The organism is Methanosphaera sp. BMS (assembly GCF_003268005.1).
Taxonomy (GTDB): domain Archaea; phylum Methanobacteriota; class Methanobacteria; order Methanobacteriales; family Methanobacteriaceae; genus Methanosphaera.
In genome coordinates, this window is sequence record NZ_CP014213.1 from 1,255,253 (window position 1) to 1,280,239 (window position 24,987).

At 36.0% G+C, this 24,987-nt stretch carries 4 protein-coding genes; 1 reads left to right on the top strand and 3 read right to left on the bottom strand.

Annotated elements, in window-relative coordinates:
• The first annotated feature begins 54 nt into the window (after nt 1–54).
• Nucleotides 55–1,080, top strand: coding sequence for an ATPase (locus AW729_RS04515; RefSeq protein WP_112123984.1), 1,026 nt, complete (start codon nt 55–57; stop codon nt 1,078–1,080).
• Here AW729_RS04515 and AW729_RS04520 read toward each other — a convergent pair.
• The 3 genes from AW729_RS04520 to AW729_RS04530 form a co-directional block, all read right to left on the bottom strand.
• Nucleotides 1,073–1,210, bottom strand: a complete 138-nt coding sequence (locus tag AW729_RS04520) for a DUF3096 domain-containing protein (RefSeq protein ID WP_112123985.1) — start codon at nt 1,208–1,210, stop codon at nt 1,073–1,075. The two genes, AW729_RS04515 and AW729_RS04520, sit on opposite strands and share 8 nt — an antisense overlap.
• 135 nt (nt 1,211–1,345) lie before the next feature.
• A complete protein-coding gene (gene argH / locus AW729_RS04525) occupies nt 1,346–2,743 on the bottom strand; it encodes an argininosuccinate lyase (RefSeq protein WP_112123986.1) in 1,398 nt (465 codons plus the stop codon).
• Between the two features lie 341 nt (nt 2,744–3,084).
• Entirely contained in the window at nt 3,085–24,357 is a 21,273-nt protein-coding gene (locus AW729_RS04530) for an Ig-like domain-containing protein (protein ID WP_162685792.1), read from the bottom strand.
• Nucleotides 24,358–24,987: the final 630 nt, after the last annotated feature.

The following is a 24,987-nucleotide window of genomic DNA, read 5'->3' on the forward strand; positions in this document are numbered from 1 at the left end:
TATTAAGTATAAACCCATATATACCAATACAATTAGACTACAAATGGAGATAATATGTACACAAAACAACAGCTCATCCATGAAATAATGCAGATAAGAAAGGAAATAGGCCATGAGGAAGTAGTTCCAGAAATTAAGGAGATCCACTACAATAATGATGAACTGACAATCATAACACCAGATAGACCAGAGAAATCCATCATAATCGGAAAAGGAGGATGGGTAGTGGGAAAACTACGTGAAAAATTAGGGATAAACCAGATTCACATCGTAGCATATACTGACCTGATACTGAAAGAGTACCAAGTAGGCTTATCTGTAAAGCATGTCGAATCGTTAATCAAGGACAAAAAAATACCAGAGGAGTATTCTATTGTATTTAACGGCATACACGATCTTTTAAAACAAAAACATGAAGCGATATATGACAAGTCTGTGATAGAAATGTTCATTGACGAAAATATTGACAGAAAAAAAATAGATGGCACCAAGTGTTATGTGGCATTATCCGGTGGAGCAGACAGCAGTTTTTCAACCATATTTGCAAAGGCCTTGGGCTTTGACGTTAAATGCATAAGCGTATTTGCAGGTACCATCATCCTACCGAGCAAATTCCAGAGAAACATTAACAACCTGTGCAATAAACTCAACTTGGAGCATGAATACCTTGAAACTGATATGGATGAGGTGATACAGGAAGCATTGAAGGGAAACATCCACCCCTGCGGACAATGTTCAAGCCATACCTCAAGTGTAATAAAGCAGAAACTTGAAGATGATGACATTAAAATCGTTATCTATGGAGATTTACTGTCAACGGGTTCAAGATCAATAATAATCGATGATGACATTATTAGAATAAACCTGCCGGCACTATTTAGAATGGAAAAAACAGAGATTAAAAATATCAATGCAAAGTTTGATGTTGAAAAAATAAAGGGATATGGTTGCCCATTGATTGTTCAAGTGCATGAGAAATATCCACAGTATAAGCAATTCTCAATACAAAGAGTGCTTAGAGAAACACGTTCCGGTATATTGGAACCCGGCGAGGCACTTGAATTAATTAAAACTATTTAATTATCTGAAGCACACCATACACTATCAAAAATATTGCAATAACATAAGCCACTAAATTCGGATAGATTAATATCAATAAACCACCGATGATAGCGGCCACATTTAATAGTTGGTTTGTATTGTCTGACATAATACTATTATATATTACTTTGATTATTTAAAAGTAATGCAGACATATTGAAGATATCTTCCATAACAGAACATAATTATTATATAAAAGAGTTAAATGAAAAAAAGAGATTAAAAAGAGATTATTCATGAATGATTATTCACTCAAATAATCTTCCATTATTTCAATGGATTCTTCCACCGCACTAGGAGCACATCCACCCTTAACCGTCCTACTTTTTACGTTTTTAAGCGGATTTAATGCCTGTGATACCAGTTCATCCCCCAGATTTATTGGACTGCCCGTAACCATTTCTGATATCCGGTTTACATAGTCATCATCAATATCGTTAGTGCCTATTCCTTCATCTATAGCCTCTGAGACGATTCTTCCAACTATCTTATGGGCTGTCCTAAATGGGATATTCTTGTGGCGTACCATTACGTCAGCCAGTTCGGTTGCAGTTGCAAAGTTTGCACCCGCCAGGTATTCGGTACGGTCCTTATTTATCGTCAAGGTACTAATCATGCCGTGCATGATTTTCAATATTTCATTGGTGTTGTCTATTGCATTCCACAGGTGTGGAGATACTTCCTGTAAATCCCTGTTGTAGCTGTGTGGAATACCCTTTATCATGGAAAGAACAGTCATCAGTTCACCATATGCTATGGTACTTTTTCCTCGGGCCAGTTCTGCTATGTCCGGGTTTTTCTTCTGTGGCATGATTGATGATGTTGAGGAGTACTGGTTTGAACATTCCACCATTCTAAATTCATAACTGCTCCATATTACCACTTCATCAGCCATTTTACCAAGAGTTGTGGATAGCATTGCATAGTCAAATATTGCCTCTGCTGCAAAGTCACGGCTGCTTACGCCATCTATGGAGTTATCCATCACCTTAGTAAAGCCCAGCAATTCTGCCGTCCTGTTTCTGTTTATTGGAAATCCTGTGGTAGTTAGTGCTGCACTTCCAAGAGGTGACATGTCCACACGTTTATATGTATCTTCAAATCTTTCACAGTCCCTTCTTAGCTCATTGGCATATGCCATCAGGTGATGGGCAAATGTGTTTGGCTGAGCATGCTGCAGGTGGGTGTATGCTATAAACAGTGTGTCAAGGTTGTCCTTTGCCATGTCCACTATTGTCCGGATGAAATCCTTTATGGCACCGATTGTATTTTCTATTTCTTCCTTGAGGGCAATTCTAACATCTGTACATACCTGGTCGTTTCTGCTTTTGGCCGTATGCATGAAGCCAGCCTCTTGACCTATCAGTTTTGTTATGTAGTCTTCCAGTGCCATATGAATATCCTCAAATGATGGATTCATATCCAATGCATCAATTCCTTCCGTTTCCAGCTTATCCAATGCATCCAATATTTTTTTTGCGGATTCTTCAGGTATTATGCCCTCTTCCATGAGCATTGTTGTATGTGCCCGGTTGCATTTTATATCAGCGTCAAATAATCTTCTGTCAAATTCTATTGATGATGAGAACTTGGCTGCATCATCTGTCATTTGACCGTCAAAACGTCCTGCTCTAAGATCCATGATATCACTTCACATATTTTATTATTTTTTATTGTTAACGTAAATTAATGTTTTTTATTATTTCTCGTAATCTATTATTTATCTTTGTATTTTCCATCTAATGAAATTAACGAATGACACCCCACTCCTTTTAATTATAGCAAATTTTTTTTATTTTGAAAAGTTTGGATATGTTGGTGAATCCCTGTTAAAATGATTATGGATAATGATGTGATAAGATTAAATTAGAAAAAAATGTCTGAATAACTTTAATTATAAAAATTAGATTTTTGGATGTGAATTTGAATTATTGAAGATTTTTGAAAAAAAAATAAAAGGAAAAGAATAAAATTGTAATTTTATTATTGAACTTTTATGTCTGTAATGTTTTGTCTACAAGCATTGTATGCGTAGGTTGCACCAGCGACCATTTCAAGAGTTCTGATTGTTGTGTTAGCGAACTTGGTTGGAATATCCACTGTTATGTCAACGGTTCCGTTTACAATTGCAAATGTACTCGTACCGCTATCTTTACCATAGGTTTCACCGTTTATTTTTATACATGAAGTGGTTGTACCTACGGTGGTATGATTAGACGGATCTAAGAGTTTACCTTTGATGGATAATTTTCCATTAGATACCGTTGCCGTGACATTAAAGTGTGTGTCAACTGCTTCAATTGTTAGAGTTGCATTAGCTTTAGCACCATAGAAGTCTTTATATGAGTATGTAGCATTTATTGTGTAGTTTCTTGCTTTCATACCATCAGGGACTGTGTAGTTGAATACAGCTTGACCGTTTACAACTTGTACTTGTATTGGGTTTCCGCTAGCATCTTTTAATGTTTGACCATTAAGTTTAAAGATTACAACACCATTTTGTAGTTTAGCTTTTGTAGAGTTGTCTGTTACAGTAGCGATGAATTTAACTGTTTTATCCATGCTGCTTGTACCCGGACTTACGGCTAAGTTAATGTTTGCTGTTCTGTATTTCATGGTCAATTTATTTGGTCCTCCACGGCTTGCCTCATAGATTCTGTTGGTTCCACTGTATACTGCTGTAATGTTATAGCTTGATCCTCTCCAACTTAATGGAACTGTGAATTTGACCTTAGCTACTCCATTTTCTACTTTGGCAGATACAGGAGTTCCATTAGCATCTTTTAGGGTTACACCGTTAAGTTTTATTACTACAGTACCTTCTGTTACTTTATGGTTGTTTTCATCTGTTACTTTTGCAACAAATTCAATTGTGTCACCGATTACTGCTTCCATATCATTCAGATCTACCCTGGTTTCAAGTTTAATAACTTCTACGGTTGTGTTGTCCGTATCCTTATTGTATTTTGAAGTTCCAAGATATCTGGCTTCTACTGGATATATTCCATTTTGTTTGTTGGAGTAGTTTTTGTATATGGTTCCGTTTGTTAATTTGACCGTACCTATATCTGTACCGTTTACAAATAGCTGTACGTTTCCTTCTTTAACTAGGTTGCCATATGAATCTTTTACAGTAGCGTTTATTAGATATGTCTTGTTGATTTTTACAGTGTTTATCGGTTGAATTGTTATGTTCACGTTGAGTTTTGCATCCATTGTAACTGATTTACTTACTGGAGCATATGTACTGTCACCAGGAGAGGTAACGTTGAGTTTTGTTCTTCCGGCAGGTACATTTACAGGTATCACGGCATTTCCGTTTTTGTCGGTTTTGCCTTCTCCTACTTTTTTACCGTTTTCATCATAGATTTCAACCGGTGCATTTGCAAGAGGTTTGCCTGTTACAGGATCAGTTAGTGTTACATTTACACTGGCATTTCCTACGGTATTGTTATTGACGGTAGCGTTCATGGCGGATTTACGTCCTACCACATCAACATTCTTGATTGTTGCTGATGAGTTAGTGAAGTTTTTGTTTCCTCCATAGTCAAGGGTAATGTTATATTTACCTTTATCCGTTATGTTGGTGACTATTGTTGCCACTCCATCTTTAACTGTTCCTTTTCCTACTACTTTTCCATCTACAGTCGCAGTTACAGGACCGTTTGGAATACTTTCACCAGTTGTTTTGTCAGTTACGTTAGCTGTAATTGTTACGTTTCCTGCTGTTCTGTTTGTTACTTTTCCGGTTGTTTTTGTTGGACGTTTTGCTACGTCTATCGGAACAGTTACTTTAGCAGGGCTGTATGTTTCGTTACCAGGATAGTTTATTACAACATTTTGTTTTCCTACCGGTAGGTCAACTGGTACTACAACACTACCGTTTGAATCAGTAGTTGCTGGGATTTCTGTACCGTTTGGTAATTTTACTGTTATAGGTGCATTTGGAATAGGTTCTCCAGTTGCAGGATCTGTAAGTGTTACGTTTACTGTTGTGTTTCCAAGGGTACTGTTTGTTACTTTAGGAGTTATTGTTGCTTTACGTCCAACTACTTTGGTTGGAATTAGGCTTGACTGGCTTTCAGTGTAATTTTCATTACCTTTGTATTTAGCCGTTATGTTGTAGTCTCCTATTTCATCAATACCTGTTACTATGGATACAGTATTTGTACCATTTAAGACTCCGTTTCCAATAATTTTCTCATTACCATATTTGTCTACAGCTACTATGTCAACTGGACCATTTGTTACTGGTTTACCGTTTTGTTTATCGGTTACAGTTGCTTTGACTGTTACGTTACCAGCTGTTTTGTTGGTAACTTGAGCAGTTGTTTTTGTTGGACGTGGTTTTACATCCACTTTTGCTGTGGTATTTGTTGTGTTATATGTGTCATTTCCTGGGTATACTATGGTTAATTCTTCAGGTCCGACCGGTACGTTTGCGGTTATGTTTGCATTACCGTTTTTGTCAGTCTTACCTTCTCCTACTTTTGTACCGTTTTCATCATAGATTTCAACTGGTGCATTTGGTATAGGTTTACCTGTAGTATCATCAGTTAATGTTACACCGATAACTGTTTTGTTTAAGGTGTCGTTTACTACACTAGCATTTACTGTTGCAGTTCTACCTACTATTTCTTCCGGCACTTTGGCAGATTTACTTGGTAGGTATTTGTCTGTTCCATTGTATGCTGCTGTGAAGTTGTATTTGCCTTCTTTGTTTAGGTTTGTGACAACTGTTGCAATTCCATCATGTACTTCTGCCTGTCCGATAGTCTGTGTTTTGCCATCTGGACCTGTAGCTTGGATGGTTACTGTACCGTTTGGTACTTTGTTACCGTTTACATCAAGGACTTCTGCTTCAATTGTTACGTTTCCTGCTGTATTGTTAACGACTTCCAGTGTGGTGGTTGTATTGATTTTTGTTACTTTTACATCTTTTAGTGTTGTTTCATTACCGTTGAATACGTCATTTCCATCATATTTGATGTTGAATGTGTATTTTCCGACTTCATCAATATCTAATTTGATGTTTCTTGCAACTCCATCGACTACTTCTCCTTCTCCAACTTTTACGTCATCAACGAATACTTCTACTTTACCACTTAATACTTTTCCGGTTGTGTCTTTTCCATCAACTTTAACGTCTATTGTGACGTTTGTTACAGTAGCGTTTGTTACTGTAGCTTTTACAGTTGTGTTAAGTTTAGCTACTTCAAATGAAGTATTGTTATACTCGGATTTGAGGTATGCGTTTGTTGTGTTTTCCACATAGTATCCGGTAATTGTTACGTTTTTACCAACGGTTGTGTTGGTGTATTCGTATAATCCACTACCTTCAGTTATGTCTACTTCCACGATGTCACCGTCAACGATTAATAATACTGTACCGTTTACAGGGTTACCTAATTCATCGGTTACATTTACTTTAATGTTTGATGTTCCATTAATTATCACGTCGTTTGATGTGATGTTAATGAATGTTGGCATGTATTTTACGTTTACGACTTCTGTTGCGTTATCAGCACCTAGATATACTGGTGTTTCATTGTATACAGCGACAATATCAATATGTTCAGCATTGAATGGTGTATATGGTATTGTTACCTGACCATTTTCATCTGTGGTTAAGTTTCCACTAGCTATTTCTTTACCGTCTTGAGTTACTACAACACTTACAGTTTCACCAGCAGGTAATGTGCTTGTTTCATTTGAAACAGTTATTACAGCACTTGTTGGTTTGTGTGCAGTTACTGGTGCATCTGGTTCGATTACAATTGTAGTTTCTCGTTTGGCTATTTCTATTGTCACATCTACTGGTTCTACTTCTTCATAACCTTCTGTAGGTTCAGTTAACTCTGCAGTTATGGTTACGTTTTTACCTTCTTCAGTATCTTTGAATTCATATGTTCCGATACCATCTTTAACTTCAACAGGTACTGGTTCATCTACTCCAGGAATTGTTATAAGAACAGTTCCGTCAAGTGGATTACCATCCTCATCAGTTAAGTTGATGGTTACTATGCTTGTACCGTTGATTGTAGTGTTTTCAGCGGTAACGGTCATGTTGATACCCATAGCACCTACATCTTCAATGATTTCTGTTTCTTCACCATCATTGTATTGAGGTGTTTCATCAAAGATTACAGTAATTTCAATATCATCAGTATTTTCTGGTGTAAATGGAATTACTACCTGACCATTTTCATCAAGCTCAACTTCATCATTGAATAACTCAATATCACCTTGAGTTACAATCACACTTACAGTTTCACCAACAGGAATACTACCTTCCTCAGTTGAGACTGTGATTGTAGCATTTGTAGGTCTGTGAGCAGTCACATCATCCTCAGGTGCAATGTCAATAATGACATCTAACTTGTCTACATCAAATTCATCAGTATCAGGTTCTGATTCGGCATAACCATTATCCTCATCAGCTAATACTTTAGCACTTACTTCGACTGTTTTACCATCTTCCGTATCATCATATACATATACTGCTTTACCCTCTGTATCAGTAGTTACAGTTTCAACTTTAGGTTCACCAGTGCCATCATCAAATGTTAACTCCACAGTTGCACCGGCAACAGGATAACCTAATTCATCGGTTACAACAACTTCAACAGGAGTTGTACCGTTAATTGCAGTATCATCCACAGGAGTAATTTCAACATTTGTACCCATAGCATTTACATCAAGAATAACTGTACCGGCAATTGCTTCAATATATACATCATTTTCTGGATGTACAACATTAATCGTTACTGGTTCAGTTGTTACTGGAGTAAAGTCAACAGTTACCTGACCAGCATCATTTGTCTTAGCAGTTACTTCTGCTAATACATTGCCTGCTTCATCGGTAATTGTTACTGTTACCTCTTCACCTGCTACGTTATCTTCAGTTTCATTTGTTAATGTGATAACGACAGTTGCAGGAACATGAGCAGTTAACTCTTCTGGTGCATCGATATCTATGGTAATATCAAGTTTTTCAACTTCAAACGTTGTACTGTTTGTTTTTGATTTGAGATATCCGTTTTCTGGATCTGCTTCAAAGTAACCTGTTACAGTTACCTCTTTACCAACTGTTGTATTGGTGTAGTCATATACTGCTATACCTTCATCATTTGTTTCAACTTCTACCATTTGACCGTCAACGATTAATACGACAGTACCAGTTACAGGATTGCCTTCTTCATCAGTTACATTTACTGTAATGTGACTTGTACCATTGATGGATACATCTTCTGATGTGATGTTTAGGTATGTGTTTGTAGATTTAATGTTTCCAATTGTTGTTTCAGCATCACTAGCCAGATATACTGGTGTTTCATCGAATACAGCTGAAATTACTATATCATCAGTGTTTACAGGCACAAATGGAACATCTACAGCACCATTTTCATCAGTAGTAAATGACATGTTGTCCACTAATACTGTATCACCTTGTTTTACAGTAACATTTACTGTTTCACCAGCCGATAATGTGCTTGTTTCATTTGAAACAGTTATTGTAGCACTTGTAGGTTCATGTGCCTTAATAGGACTTTCAGCTACAATTTCCATAGTAGTGTCCAATTTAGCTACTTCAAATGTTACATCTACTGGTTCTACTTCTTCATAACCTTCTGTAGGTTCAGTTAACTCTGCGGTTATGGTTACGTTTTTACCTTCCTTAGTATCAATATATTCAATTGTAGCAATACCAGTTTCATCAACAGCTACAATTCTAGGTTCGTCTTCACCAGGAATTGTCACTTCAACAGTTCCACTGATTGGATTGCCGTCCTCGTCAGTCAAGTTAATAGTGATTACACTTGTACCGTTGATTGTGGTGTTTTCAGCGGTAACGGTCATGTTGATACCCATAGCCTCTACATCGTCAATGATTTCTGTTTCTTCACCATCATTGTATTGAGGTGTTTCATCAAAGATTACAGTAATTTCAATATCATCAGTATTTTCTGGTGTAAATGGAATTACTACCTGACCATTTTCATCAAGCTCAACTTCATCATTGAATAACTCAATATCACCTTGAGTTACAATCACACTTACAGTTTCACCAACTGGAATACTACCTTCCTCGGTTGAGACAGAGATTGTAGCATTTGTAGGTCTGTGAGCAGTCACATCATCCTCAGGTGCAATGTCAATAATGACATTTAACTTCTCTACTGTGAATTCTTCCGGTTCATCAGTTTCAGATGTTGCATAACCATCATCATTTGCTACTAATGCAGCAGTTACTTCCACTACTTTACCCTCTTTGGTATTATCGTAGACATATACTGCTTCACCATTTTCATCAGTAGTTACAGTTACAGCTTCAATATTTCCCTTTTCATCCTCAAATGTTAATCCCACAATTTGACCAATTACAGGATTACCTAATTCATCTGTTACAATAACTTTAACATCAGTTGTACCATTGATAATTGTATCTTCAGGTTCTTCAAGTTCAATTGTAGTTTTAATTTGAGCAACTGAATTTTCAGCCATAGCCGTACATTCTAGATATACATCATTTTCAGGATGTACAACATCAATTGTTACAGTTCCATCTGTTACAGGTGTAAAGTCAACAACAAGCTGACCCCTATCATTAGTAACAGCAGTCACATTAGCAAGTACATTACCAGCTTCATCCGTAATAACAACAGTTACCTCTTCACCAGGAACAACAACTGTTTTATCAGTGTCATTGGTTAATGTAACGGTTGCAGTTGCAGGAACATGAGCAGTTAAATCAGAACTGACCTCTAAATCCATGTAGATTGGTAATTTTTCAACTTCAAATGTTGTACTGTTTACTTTGGATTTTAGATATCCGTTTTCTGGATCTGCTTCAAAGTAACCGGTTACAGTTACGGTTTTACCAACTGTTGTATTGGTGTAGTCATATACTGCTATACCTTCATCATTTGTTTCAACTTCTACAAGGTTACCATCAATAGTTAAGACAACTGTTCCACTTACTGGTTTACCTTCATCATCAGTTACATTTAGTGTAATGTGACTTGTATGATTGATTGATACATCTTCAGATGTAATGTTAAGGTTTGTTCCAATAGATTTGATGTTTCCAACAGTTGCACTGTTTTCTGATGGGTTATATACATCGTCACCTTCATATGTAACTGTGATTACTACATCATCAGTATTTATTGGTGTGAAGTCTATTACAAGTTTTCCATCTTCATCAGTGACTAAATCATCTGCTGGTTGTTTGATAGGTACTGGAATACCATTTTGTGTTACGGTAACTTCAACTTTCTGATTAGGTAATAATACACCATCACTTGATAATGTAATAGTAGCACTTGTTTCTTTATTAGCGGTTATTGGACTTTCAGGTTCTATTTCAATAGTAGTGTCTAATTTAGCTACTTCAAATGTATCTGGTTCTGAAGGTTCTGATTCAGCATAACCATTATCCTCATCAGCCAATACTTTAGCAGTCACAGTTACATTCTTACCAACTGTAGTGTTGGTATAATCAACTGTTGTCATACCATTCTCATCAGTAGGACCAATAGTAATAGTATCTTCTTCACCATCTTCATTAACAATAGTTAAATTAACTTTTACACCAGCAACAGGATTACCTTCATCATCAGTTACGGTTACTTCTATAGGAGTCTTACCACCGATTGTGGTATCGTCTATTGGAGCAATTACAACATGAGTACCAATAGCATCTATATCAGTGATAGTTGCAGATTCTTCACCATCATAATATTGAGGTGTTTCATCAAAGATTACCAGTATTTCAATTTCCTCCATATTTTCCGGAGTGAATGGAATTACAACTTGACCATTCTCATCAAGAGTTACTTCATCATTGAATAACTCCTCATCATCCTGAGTAATAACAACACTTACAGTTTCACCTACAGGTATACTACCTTCCTCGGTTGTAACGGTAATAGTTGCAGTTGTAGGAACATGAGCAGTTACTTCATCTTCAGGAACAATATCAATTATAACCGGTAATTTTTCAACATCAAATTCATCACTTGTACTTGACTCATCTGAAAGATCATAACCATCCTCAGCAACCTCGGCAGTAACACTTACAGTCTTACCTTCCTCAGTGTCATCATAAGGAATAGTTATCGTACCATCTTCACCGGTAGTAATTGTCACGACAATAGGTTCACCAGTACCATCATCAATGGTTACTTTTACAGGTACACCCTCTACAGGATTACCATCCTCATCAGTGACAACTATTTCAACGTTATTTGTTTCATTAATCTTAATGTCATCCAGTTGAGTAACTTCAAGAGTAATCTCTTTTGTATCTACATCAAATGTAGGATATTCACCAGTTGCTTCATCTTTATTGTCTGCATATTGATATACATCATTTTCAGGATGTGTTACTTCAACAGTTATTTTACCACTATCTTCAGGAGTAAAGTCAACTACAACTTGACCTGCATCATCTGTAGTAGCAGTTACATTTGCAAGTACATTTCCATCCTCATCAGTTATTACAACTGTTACTTCTTCACCTGGAACAACAACCTGTTTCTCGGTGTCATTGGTTAACGTTACCGTAGCAGTTGCAGGCTCGTGAGCAGTTAAATCCTGACTTACTTCAAGAGTAATGTCAATAGGTAACTTACTTACTTCGAATGTTGTACTGTTTACGCTGGACTTGAGATATCCAGCTTCTGAGTCACCAACATAGTAACCGGTTACTGTGACATCCTTACCGACATGGGTATCATTGTACTCATATACAGCAGTACCATCACTTTCCAGTTCTACTTCCACAAGGTTACCGTCAACTGTTAACATTACTGTACCAGTTACAGGGTTACCTTCCTCATCAGTTACGTTTAACCTGATGTGACTTGTACCGTTAATGGATACATCCTCAGACGTAATGTTTAGATAGGTATTTGTAGATTTAACATTTCCAACGGTTGCAGTGTTTTCTGCCTCGTTGTAAACAGGACTACCCTCATATTCTACTGTGATTACTACATCATCAGTATTTTCCGGCATGTATGAAACTGTTACTTGACCGTTTTCATCGATAGTTAATGGCTCGGCTTCCTCACTTGAATCATATAATACCGTATCACCCTGTTTTATAACAACAACGACCGGTTCACCTTCAGGTAAAGCTTCACCATCACTAGTTAATGTAATAGTAGCACTAGTCTCTTCATGAGCAGTTACAGGTCTTTCAGGAACTATTTCAATAGTTGTGTCCTTCTTAGCTACCTCGAATGTATCTGGTTCTGAAGGCTCTGATTCAGCATAACCATTATCCTCATCAGCTAATACAGTAGCAGTCACAGTTACATTCTTACCAACTGTAGTGTTGGTATAATCAACTGTTGCCTTACCATTCTCATCAGTAGGACCAATAGTAATAGTATCCTCTTGGCCATCTTCATTAACAATAGTTAAATTAACTTTTACACCAGCAACAGGATTACCTTCATCATCAGTTACGGTTACTTCTATAGGAGTCTTACCACCGATTGTGGTATCGTCTATTGGAGCAATTACAACATGAGTACCAATAGCATCTATATCAGTGATAGTTGCAGATTCTTCACCATCATAATATTGAGGTGTTTCATCAAAGATTACCAGTATTTCAATTTCCTCCATATTTTCCGGAGTGAATGGAATTACAACTTGACCATTCTCATCAAGAGTTACTTCATCATTGAATAACTCCTCATCATCCTGAGTAATAACAACACTTACAGTTTCACCTACAGGTATACTACCTTCCTCGGTTGTAACGGTAATAGTTGCAGTTGTAGGAACATGAGCAGTTACTTCATCTTCAGGAACAATATCAATTATAACCGGTAATTTTTCAACATCAAATTCATCACTTGTACTTGACTCATCTGAAAGATCATAACCATCCTCAGCAACCTCGGCAGTAACACTTACAGTCTTACCTTCCTCAGTGTCATCATAAGGAATAGTTATCGTACCATCTTCACCGGTAGTAATTGTCACGACAATAGGTTCACCAGTACCATCATCAATGGTTACTTTTACAGGTACACCCTCTACAGGATTACCATCCTCATCAGTGACAACTATTTCAACGTTATTTGTTTCATTAATCTTAATGTCATCCAGTTGAGTAACTTCAAGAGTAATCTCTTTTGTATCTACATCAAATGTAGGATATTCACCAGTTGCTTCATCTTTATTGTCTGCATATTGATATACATCATTTTCAGGATGTGTTACTTCAACAGTTATTTTACCACTATCTTCAGGAGTAAAGTCAACTACAACTTGACCTGCATCATCTGTAGTAGCAGTTACATTTGCAAGTACATTTCCATCCTCATCAGTTATTACAACTGTTACTTCTTCACCTGGAACAACAACCTGTTTCTCGGTGTCATTGGTTAACGTTACCGTAGCAGTTGCAGGCTCGTGAGCAGTTAAATCCTGACTTACTTCAAGAGTAATGTCAATAGGTAACTTTTCAACTTCAAATGTTGTTGTGTTTACATTTGATTTGAGATATCCAGCTTCTGGATCTGCATCGAAGTAACCTGTTACAGTTACATTCTTACCTACCTGAGTATTGTTGTATTCATATACAGCACTACCTTCTACAACGTCCACTTCTACAATCTGACCATCAACGATTAAGGTAGCTGTACCGTTTACCGGATTGCCTTCCTCATCAGTTACATTCAATGTAATGTGACTTGTACCGTTAATGGATACATCCTCAGACGTAATGTTTAGATAGGTATTTGTAGACTTAATGTTACCAATTGTTGTTTCAGCTTCAGCTGAGTTATATACAGGTGTTTCATTAAATACTGCTGTGATTGTAACATCATCAGTATTCTCTGGTGTATAATCAACAGTTACTGTACCATCATCATTTGTTACAAATGTATCATTTACAAGTACAATATCACCCTGTTTAATGATAACTGTAACCTCTTCACCTGCAGCTAAAGCACTTGTATCATTATATACTGTAATGTTAGCGCTTGTAGGTTCATGTGCTTTTACAGGACTTTCAGGCACTATCTCAATAGTAGTGTCCAGCTTAGCCACTTCAAGCGGTACAACAACAGGTTCAACAGGATCATAACCATCGACTGGTTCAACCAATTCGGCAGTTACATCAATAACTTTACCTTCATCAGTATCCTCATAGATAATTGATCCGGTACCATTTACAACTTCTACAGGTATAGGTTCATCCAATCCAGGAATAGTTATGTTTACAGTTCCGTTAAGTGGATTACCATCCTCATCAGTTAATGTAACAGTAATGTTACTTGTACCGTTGATTGTAGTGTTTTCAGCAGTTACGTTCATAACAATGCCCATAGCTTCCACTGGAGTTATGACATCATCTGCATCGATATCCTTGTATTGAGGTGTTTCATCAAAGATTACTCTTACTTCAATATCCTCCGTATTTATTGGCGTAAATGGAATTACTACCTGACCGTTTTCATCAAGAGTACCTTCACCATTGTATAACTCCTCATTATCCTGAGTAATGATTACATTTACAGTTTCACCGACAGGAACACTTCCTTCCTCGGTTGAAACAGTAACTGTTACATTTGTAGGTCTGTGAGCAGTTATGCCATCTTCATAGTCGATATCGATTGTAGTTTCTAGTTTGGCTACTTCAAATTCATCATTAGCAATTCCTGATGCACCATAACCATTTACCCAATCATTTTGAGCTGCAGCACTTACATCTACATGCTTACCTTCTTCAGTATCGGTGTATGTATATACTACCATACCATTCTCATCGGTAGTGACATTTACTTTTACAGGTTCTTGACCTTCAACCTCAAACGTAAATGTTACGTTTACACCGGCTACAGGCTCATCAGTGAAATCAGTGAGTACTGTAGCTGTAATAATGCTTGTACCATTTATTATAGTGTCTTCGGCTGCGAGATTGACAATATGAGTGCCTATTGCATTTACGTCAGTTATTTCTTTTGAAGCTTCCTTTTCATTGTATGCATCACTTTCAGGATGTTCAACAGTAATTGTAATCTTTGAATCACTTGCAGCTGTTACAGGAGTAAAGTCAACATAAACCTTACCATCAGCATCAGTAACAGCGGTGACATTAGCAAGTACATTACCTGCTCCATCCTTAATTACTACAATTACCTCTTCACCAGGAACATTATCATCAGTCTCATTGGTTAACGTAATGGTTGCAGTGTAATCCGTGTGAGCAATCACCCGTTCAGGTACCTCAATATCAATGGTTAAATCAAGTTTCTTAACTTCAAACTCATCAGATGTCACAGGACTTCTAATATAACCATTTGTTACATTATCAGCAAAGTAACCAGTTACAGTTACGTTCTTACCAACACTGGTATTGGTGTATTGATATTCACCATGACCATTATCTACAGGAACTTCTACAAGTTGACCATCAACTGTTATTATAGCAGTACCTGTTACTGGTTTACCATTAGCATCAACAACTTCAACGTTAATAACGGCGGTATCATTGATACTTACATCATCGGTTGAGATTGTCATCACTGTGTCGATTGGTTTGATGTTATTTACGATTGCAGTGTTTTCTGCTTCATTGTATACATCGTCACCTTCATATTCAACTTTAATTTCCACATCATCAGTATTTACTGGCGTGTATTGAACTGTCACTTGACCGTTTGCATCAATAGTAGCTGTTGTCTGATTAAGTGGTATGCCATTCTGTGTTATAGTAACTTTTATCTCTGTACCTTCAGGTAAAGGTTCATCATCACTAGTAACTGTTATGGTAGCACTTGTTTCTTCATGAGCAGTTACAGGTCTTTCAGGAACTATCTCAATAGTAGTGTCCTTCTTAGCTACCTCAAATGTATCTGGTTCTGAAGGCTCTGATTCAGCATAACCATTATCCTCATCAGCTAATACCTTAGCTGTTACAGTGACGTTTTTACCAACGGTTGTGTTGGTATAAGGTACTGTTGCTACACCATTTTCATATGTAGGACCAATAGTTATAGTTTCCTCTTCGCCATCCTCATTGACGATAGTTAACTCTACTTCTACACCAGCAACCGGATTACCGAATTCATCAGTTACGACTACTTCAATAGGAGTAGTTCCGCCAATTACTGTATCATCTATTGGAGTAATCTCAACATGAGTTCCAATAGATTCAACACCAGTAATAGTTGCAGGTTGTTCAGCACTATAGTATTGAGGTGTTTCATCAAATGTTACTTTAATGTTAATCTCTTCAGTAGTTTCTGGTGTAAACATTATTGTAAATTTACCATCGTAGCTAAGTGTAATATCTTGTTCGAATAACGTGTCTTCATTATCACCTTGAGTTACGGTAACTGTTACAGTTTCACCAACAGGAATGATTCCTTCTAATGTTGTGATAGTTATTTCAGCACTTGTTGTTTTATGAGCAGTTACATCATCTTCAGGTACAATATTTATAGTAGGAGTTAACTTATCTACCTTGAATTCATCACTTGTACTTGATTCATCAGAAAGATCATAACCATCCTCGGCAACATCGGCTGTAACACTTACAGTCTTACCTTCCTCAGTATCATCATAAGGAATGGTTATCGTACCATCTTCACCTGTAGGAATTGTCACAACAATAGGCTCACCAGTACCATCATCAATGGTTACTTTTACAGGTACACCCTCTACAGGATTACCATCCTCATCAGTGACAACTATTTCAATATTATTTGTTTCATTAATCTTAATGTCATCCAGTGGAGTAACTTCAAGAGTAATCTCTTTTGCATCTACACTAAATGTAGGATATTCACCGGTTGCTTCATCCTTATTGTCTGCATATTGATATACATCATTTTCAGGATGTGTTACTTCAACAGTTATTTTACCACTATCTTCAGGAGTAAAGTCAACTACAACTTGACCAGCATCATCTGTAGTAGCAGTCACATTAGCAAGTACGTTTCCGTCCTCATCAGTAATTACGACTGTTACCTCTTCACCAGGAACAACAACCTGTTTCTCGGTGTCATTGGTTAACGTTACCGTAGCAGTTGCAGGCTCGTTAGCAGTTAAATCCTGACTTACTTCAAGAGTAATGTCAATAGGTAACTTGAGTACATCAAAGTCATCAGATGTTACAGGACTTCTGATGTAGCCGTTTGTAACATTATCAGCAAAGTATCCGGTTACAGGTACGTTTTTACCAACACTGGTATTGGTGTATTGAATTTCACCATGACCATTATCTACAGGAACTTCTACAAGCTGACCATCAACGGTTAATATTGCCGTACCAGTTGCAGGATTACCTTCAGCATCAACAACTTCAACATTAATGACAGCAGTACCATTGATGCTTACATCATCAGCGGTGATAGTCATAACCGTATCGATTGGTTTGATGCTTGAAACTGTTGTGCTGTCTTGTGTACCATAATAATAATCATCGTTGCCATCATATTCTACTATGATTTCAATGTCATCAGCAGTTTGTGGCGTGAAGTCTATTGTTACTTGACCGTTTTCGTCTGTCGTTAATGTTTCAGTAGCGATTGCTTCGCCATTTTGCATTACGGTTACTTTAACTTGTTCACCAGCAGGTAGTGGTTGATCTTCACATGAAACTGTTATATCTGCACTACTTTCCTTATGAGCAACCACAGGAGTTGCAGGGTCAATATCAATTGTAGTGTTTAACTTATCTACTTTGAAAGTTTCAGGACCAGCTTCGGATTCTGCATAACCATCGCCAGCTACCAGTTCAGCAGTTACACTGACTGTTTTACTTATTTCTGTTTTGTCATAAGTGTATGTTGCTACACCGTTTTCATCAGTTACTACTGGTACTGGTTCATCGATACCTTCAATTGTTAATTCTACTGTTTCACCGACAACAGGGTTTCCTTCATCATCAGTTACAACAACTGTTATAGTGCTTGTACCGTTGATTATGGTGTCTTCTGTTGTAAGTTCTATCGTAGTTTCACGTTCTCCAACATTATCAAATGTATCCTCATCGGTTGTGTATTTGTATGCATCACTTTCTGGGTGTTCAACGGTTACCGTTACCGGAGTGATTGTTATAGGAGTAAAGTCAACCATTACTTGACCATTGCTATCTGTAGTAGCAGTTGTATCGGCCAATACATTGCCTTCTTCATCTGTTATCACTACGTTTAGTACTTCACCGGCAACATTATCTGCCGTATCATTGGTTAATGTGATGGTTGCTGTTGCAGGTTTGTGAGCAGTTAAATCTGTACATGCAATGTCTGTGTATATGTCGAGTTTTAGAACTTCAAATTCGGTTGAATCGGTTCTTGATTTTACATATCCGTTATCAGCGTCTTCTTCGAAGTAACCTGATACTTCCACGGTTTTACCTACATGTGTATTGTTATATTGATATGTAGCAGCACCATTAGTTATGTCTACTTCTACGAATTTACCATCCACTAAGAGTAATACTGTACCGGTTACAGGATTACCTAATTCATCGGTTACGGTTATGCCAATATTTGCAGTTTCATTGATACTTACATCACTGGATGAAAGTTCAAGGTATGTTTTCATCTCTTTGATGTTCGTGAGTGTTTTATCGTCTTCATTAGCATTGTATACATCGTTTTCTGCATAGTTTACTGTTATTTCAATGTCTTCTGTGTTTAATGGTGTGAAGTCTACTGTGACTTGACCATCCTCATCGGTATATACTGTTGTTGAATTGAGTATTTCTCCATCCTGTGTTATGATTACTTCAAGTGGTTCACCTTCTGCTAGGTGACTTGTACTGTTGGATATTGTGATTGTTGCACTTGTAGGTTTATGTGCTTTAAGATTTGATTCTGTTTGTATGTCGATTGTAGTGTTTAACCTATCTACTACAAATGAAGTTGGATCACTTTCTGAAGCTTTATAACCATTTGTTTCATTTGCAATATATTTGGCTGATACACTTACTTCTTTGTATGTTTCTGTATCATCATATGTATATGTTGCAATACCATTTTCATCAGTTTCAATGGTTTGTGGTAAGTCTTGACCATCAATGGTAAATTGAACCTGACCTTTTACAGGATTACCTTCTGAGTCGGTAACGACAGCAGTAATGGTACTTGTACCGTTAATTGTGGTATTGGTTGCTGTTACTGCTGTAACTGTATCAATTAACAGGATAGGTGCAATTTCTTTAGTAGCCTCGGACCGGTTATATACCTCATTTTCTGGATGATCAGCAATTACTGTAATTTCACCGCCAGTAACTGGAATGAATTTAACTTCCACTTGACCATTCTCATCGGTTACTGCTTCAATTTCAGTAGCTAATATATTGTCATATGCATCTTTAATTTCTATGTTAACTACTTCACCAACAACTGGTTGTCCATCATGAGTTAATGTGATTATAGCAGTTGCTTCTTTGTGAGCGGTTACATCAGAACTGTTTGTGATTTCAATATCTGTACCTAACTTTAATACGTCAAATTCGGTTGAATTAACAGGTGATTCTAAATATCCTTTAGTTTCATTTGCCATGAAGTAACCTGATATCTCTACATGTTTACCAATCTCTGTATTAGTGTATTGATATAATCCAAGTCCATCAGTTATTGGTACATCTACAAAGTTACCATCTACACTTAATCTTACTGTACCATTAATATAATTACCATTTTCATCAGTAACTACTAGATTAATGTCACTTGTTTCATTAATTGAAACGTCAGTTGATGTAATATTTAATTGTGTAGGAATATGTCTGATTTTTATATCAATCTCTTTTGAAGCGTTGGATGGGTTGTAACTGTCATTTCCTGCATATGTAACAGTGATATTGTAATCGAATGTTGAATTGATCTTTATTGGAATGGATTCATATGTACCATCAGGGTTTACAGGAACCGTTAATGGCTCATTATTCCTACCAATAGTAATTACAACTTCCACAGGATTCTCATCAGTTGAACCTATAGGATTGTCATCCTCATCTTTTAATATACCTGTGATTACTATTTCTTCACCGACATATGCTTCATCCACGGTATCCAATGTTACTGTTGTATTTTTAATGTAGTATACACGGAACTTATATGTACCGTTCAGGTAATGCTTATCTGATTTATAATCTAATCTTACAACGTTTTCATAGTCTGTAAAGTCATCGGCAGCAAAGTCAATGGTTATCAATGAATCATCAACTTCTCCAGTGAAAAATGGAGTTTCTTCATCATTTAAGTATGCATATACTGTACCGTTTCTTACTAAATCATTATATACTTCCCTGAGTTTGAATTCAACATCAGTTGTATTATCAGTAGCATTTACTATTACACTGACACCATCAGTTATTTCTGTACCATTTACTAGGTTTACATCAGGTTCATGGACAAGGGTTACGTTATAACTTAATGTATTGTTGATGTATGTGTTTCCACTCATTGTAGGTGCACCAAAGTAATTATCTCTTGCTAACATATCACGATAATTATTAGTGTTGTTCTCAAAGTAATTGTTATTGAAAGTAACATCACCAAAGAGTGGTTCAATATTAAAGTTTTCTTCATCAACACTGTTAATAGTGTTATTAATGAACCTATTATTTTCGAATAAAGCTTCATCAAAAGCAAAAGTACCAATAGTACCCGCTCTACCTTTACTATTAGCAAATACGCTGTTTGTTACAGTTAATGTACCTCCTTCATCCATAAATAATGCTCCATTACCTCTTGAGAAATCATCAGGATCATCAGAAGTACTCATATTATCAACAGTCAGACCATCCATGGTGACATCACCACCAGCATTAATTAGTAGTCCACCAAACTGATCTGCATAACCATTTCTTACTTCAGTATTTTCAACAATTAAAGTACCACTATCAACATTAAATGCTGCACCATTCATTGCAGTCATATCAGTTAACTTTGAATTTTTTACTGTTGTAGTAGCATCATAATTTTCAGTATAAATGGTACCACCAAAGTATGAACTAGAATCATCTTTAAGTATCTGAACTTTAGTGATATTAACATTGTCTATAACAACGTTTCCACCAATGTTAGCAACAGCACCACCAAAGTCACTGGCAGTTAAGTTTGTGAAATTTGTATTAGTAATATTAGTTTTACCACCATCATTTATGATAGCTCCACCTTGTGTTAAAGCTGTAGCATTAGTAATACTGGTATTGTCAATTGTTAATGTTCCACCCTTGTTACTGAATGCTGCACCATAATCACCAGTCATATTATATAATGATGAATTACCCATAGTTAATGTAGCCTTATTATATATGGTACCACCATACATAGCACTAGCATCATCTTTATACTTAATTTCTACATCACTAATATCAGTATCATTTATTTCAACTGTACCAGCTAAGTTAGCAACTGCACCACCGTATTGATTTGCGGTTAGATTGGTCATGGTAGTGTTGTTAATAACCGTTTTACCATCATCATTTACGATAGCTCCACCTTCACTTAATGCGTTGGTGTCATTAATGGTTGTATTGATAATGGTTAATGTTCCACCTTTGTTGCTGAATGCTGCACCGTAATCACCAGTCATGTTATTCATTGTTGAATTACCGATTGTTAATGTAGCCTTGTTATAGATTGTACCTCCATATCTGGCATCTTCATCGTCAGCTTCTGTAATTTCAACGTTTTCAATAGTGGCGTTGTTCATTGTTACTGTACCTGCTAGGTTTGCTACTGCACCACCGTATTTTTTAGCAGTTGAATTTGCGATAGTTGTATTGGTTATGTTAGTTTTACCACCATTGTTTATGATAGCTCCACCTTCACTTAAACCTTCTGTATCATTAATAGTAGTATTAATTATGGTTAAAGTAGCATCACCACCATTGTTGCTGAAAGCAGCACCATAATCACCAGTAACATTATCAATATTTGAATTTGTAATGTTTAATGTGGCTTGATTATATATAGTACCACCATATTTGGCTGTGTCATCACCTGTGTTTACAATGAGTACATCTTCAATATTTGTATCATCAATGATAACAGTACCAGCTAAGTTTCCTACTGCTCCACCATAGTTATTAGCAGTTACATTACCAATTGTTACATTAGTAATATTAGTTTTACCACCATCGTTAATAACAGCACCACCATCACTTAAAGCAGTAGTGTCATTAATTGTAGTATTTTTTATAGTTAATGTACCACGTCTGTTACTGAAAGCAGCACCATAATCACCAGTCACATTATCTATTCTTGAATTTGTAATGTTTAATGTAGCTTGGTTATATATAGTACCACCATATTTACCATCCCCACCAGTTTTAGTGATGTTAACATTTTCAATAGTAGTATCATCTATCAATACAGTACCCAATAAGTTTGATACGGCACCACCATAGTTACTAGATGTTAAATTGGTGAATGTAACATTGGTAATGTTGGTTCTACCACCATCGTTAATAACAGCACCACCTTCAGTTAAAGCAGTGGCATTGTTAATAGTGGTATTCATTATAGTTAAAGTACCATCCATATTATTGAAAGCAGCACCATAATCACCAGTAACATTATTCATGGATGAATTACCCATAGTTAAAGTACCCATATTATAGATTGTACCACCATATTTAGCATCAGCATCTCCAGTATTTTTTATTGATACAGAGTCTATATCCGTATCATTAATTAAAACTGTTCCTGCTAAGTTAGCAACTGCACCACCATAATTTTTTGCTGTTACATTACCTACAGTAACATTCGTAATGTTTGTTCTACCATTACGGTTTACAATAGCTCCACCTTGACTTAAAGCTTCGGTATCATTTATAGTAGTATTGATAATGGTTAAATTACCAGCAATATTACTGAATGCAGCTCCGAAGTCACCAGTCATATTATTTAATGATGAGTTACCAATTGTTACATTACCTTGTTTGTTATAGATGGTTCCACCATATGCATCGTCTTGAGTTCCGGTTTTGGTGATGTTGACATTATCAACATTTAAATTGTTAATGGTTATATTACCTTCAACATTTGCTATTGCACCACCATACTTGGCAGAGGTTAAGTTTGTCATGTTGACGTTTTTAATGTCCATCTTACCGTTATGGTTAATGATAGCTCCACCTTCAACTGATGATGTTGCATTGATGATTGTCACATTTTCAACGTTGAATACAGCCTCATTATTTAGGAATACTGCACCGTTTTCACCAGTTACATTAGTGAAATTACAGTTTCTAACTGTTACTTGAACCGGATAAGCATAACTGTTATTTGTTTTGGTTGCCGAAATTGCTCCACCATATGCTATATTTTCTGGTTGATCTTGTATGTTAGTAACATTGGTCGAATTAATTAACCGGAATGTCGAATTTTCAATTAATGCTGTAGCATGATTGTAGTTTGCTATTGCACCACCATACTGGTTTGCCTCAATTCTTTCAAAGGTACAATTGATTACATGTATATTACCTCTGTTATCGATAGCTCCTCCCACATTTGCAGTTTTTTGATAATCCTCTTGACCACGTTTGATTCCACTGGCGTTTCCATCACGGAATACTATATTTTGGATTGTGACAGTACTTCCAATAGATACACTGAGCATGTTGGTTGTCCAGTTTTTACCAGAGAACACTATGGTTTTTCCTTCTTCTCCCATCAATGTAACAGTGATAGGTTTATTATCCGCAACATATACTGCAAAGTCTTCTGCTTCATAAACAGTTTCATGAGCAAGATCATCACTATCATCGGCCATCATATATATGACAGAAGCCTGAGAATTACCATCTTGAACTCGTGCAAATGCCGTGTATATATCAGTCGGGTCATTTATTGTACCTGCGGCATTAGGTCTTTCATTTGCTTTAGCACCACCAGATGGCGGGTTATCCATAGTACCTACATAATGCGGTCTTACATATATGTAGTCTGGATAATGATTATCCGTCGGCGTCTGTTTTATGTTCTTACTATGCGTCGTATCTGTTTGTTGTATTTCATTATTCGTATTTCTCGTATTCTTTTCTTCATAGTTTTCTTTCTTTATTTCATTCGTCTTCGTATTGCTTACTGTTTCTTCTACATCACGTGTCACTTGGACAGATGTTGTATCGGAAACCACCTTTTGTTCAATACTTGTCTGATTTCCATCATCTACGCTTGCAGCACTTAATGCTGTTATTCCCAAGAGTAGTATCATGGTTATCGAGATAAATATCAAACTCGATTTCACATGAAACTTCAAGGTGTTATCCTCCTTGATATATAGTAACTAATTAAAAAATTAATTACATTATATATTATGTGAATTTATGAATATATAAATAATGGCATATCAAAAAACATTGATATATTGATTTATTTAAACATTAAACAAGAAATAATCCTTAGATTTTATTGGATGTAATACACCGGATTCAGAGAAATAATGAAATTTGTTTATTTATTTTGATAATTATGATGGATTTTTTTATATAATATTATTTTAAAAATAGCATTATTTATAAATTTTATTATAAATATCATTTTGTATTACATAAATATTATTATAAATATCATGATATTAGATTATTTTGTATAATATTAAAGAGACATATACTAATTTTGTTTAAAATATACAATGTTTAATATAAAATGAAAGAATAATGATTAGTAATGACAGTTAATCATAATGATAATTACCATTATTTTTATTTTTTAATGAAACATTATGATTTTTTTTAGAAAATTATGATAATTTACATAAAAATAAATTATTTATTAACCTATTAATCCTAACAATTACAAATAGTTATTAATTGACATTGAAAATATGACAAAACATGATTAACAAATGTTGTAAAAATAACCAAAGATGATAAATCTTAGTTTGGTA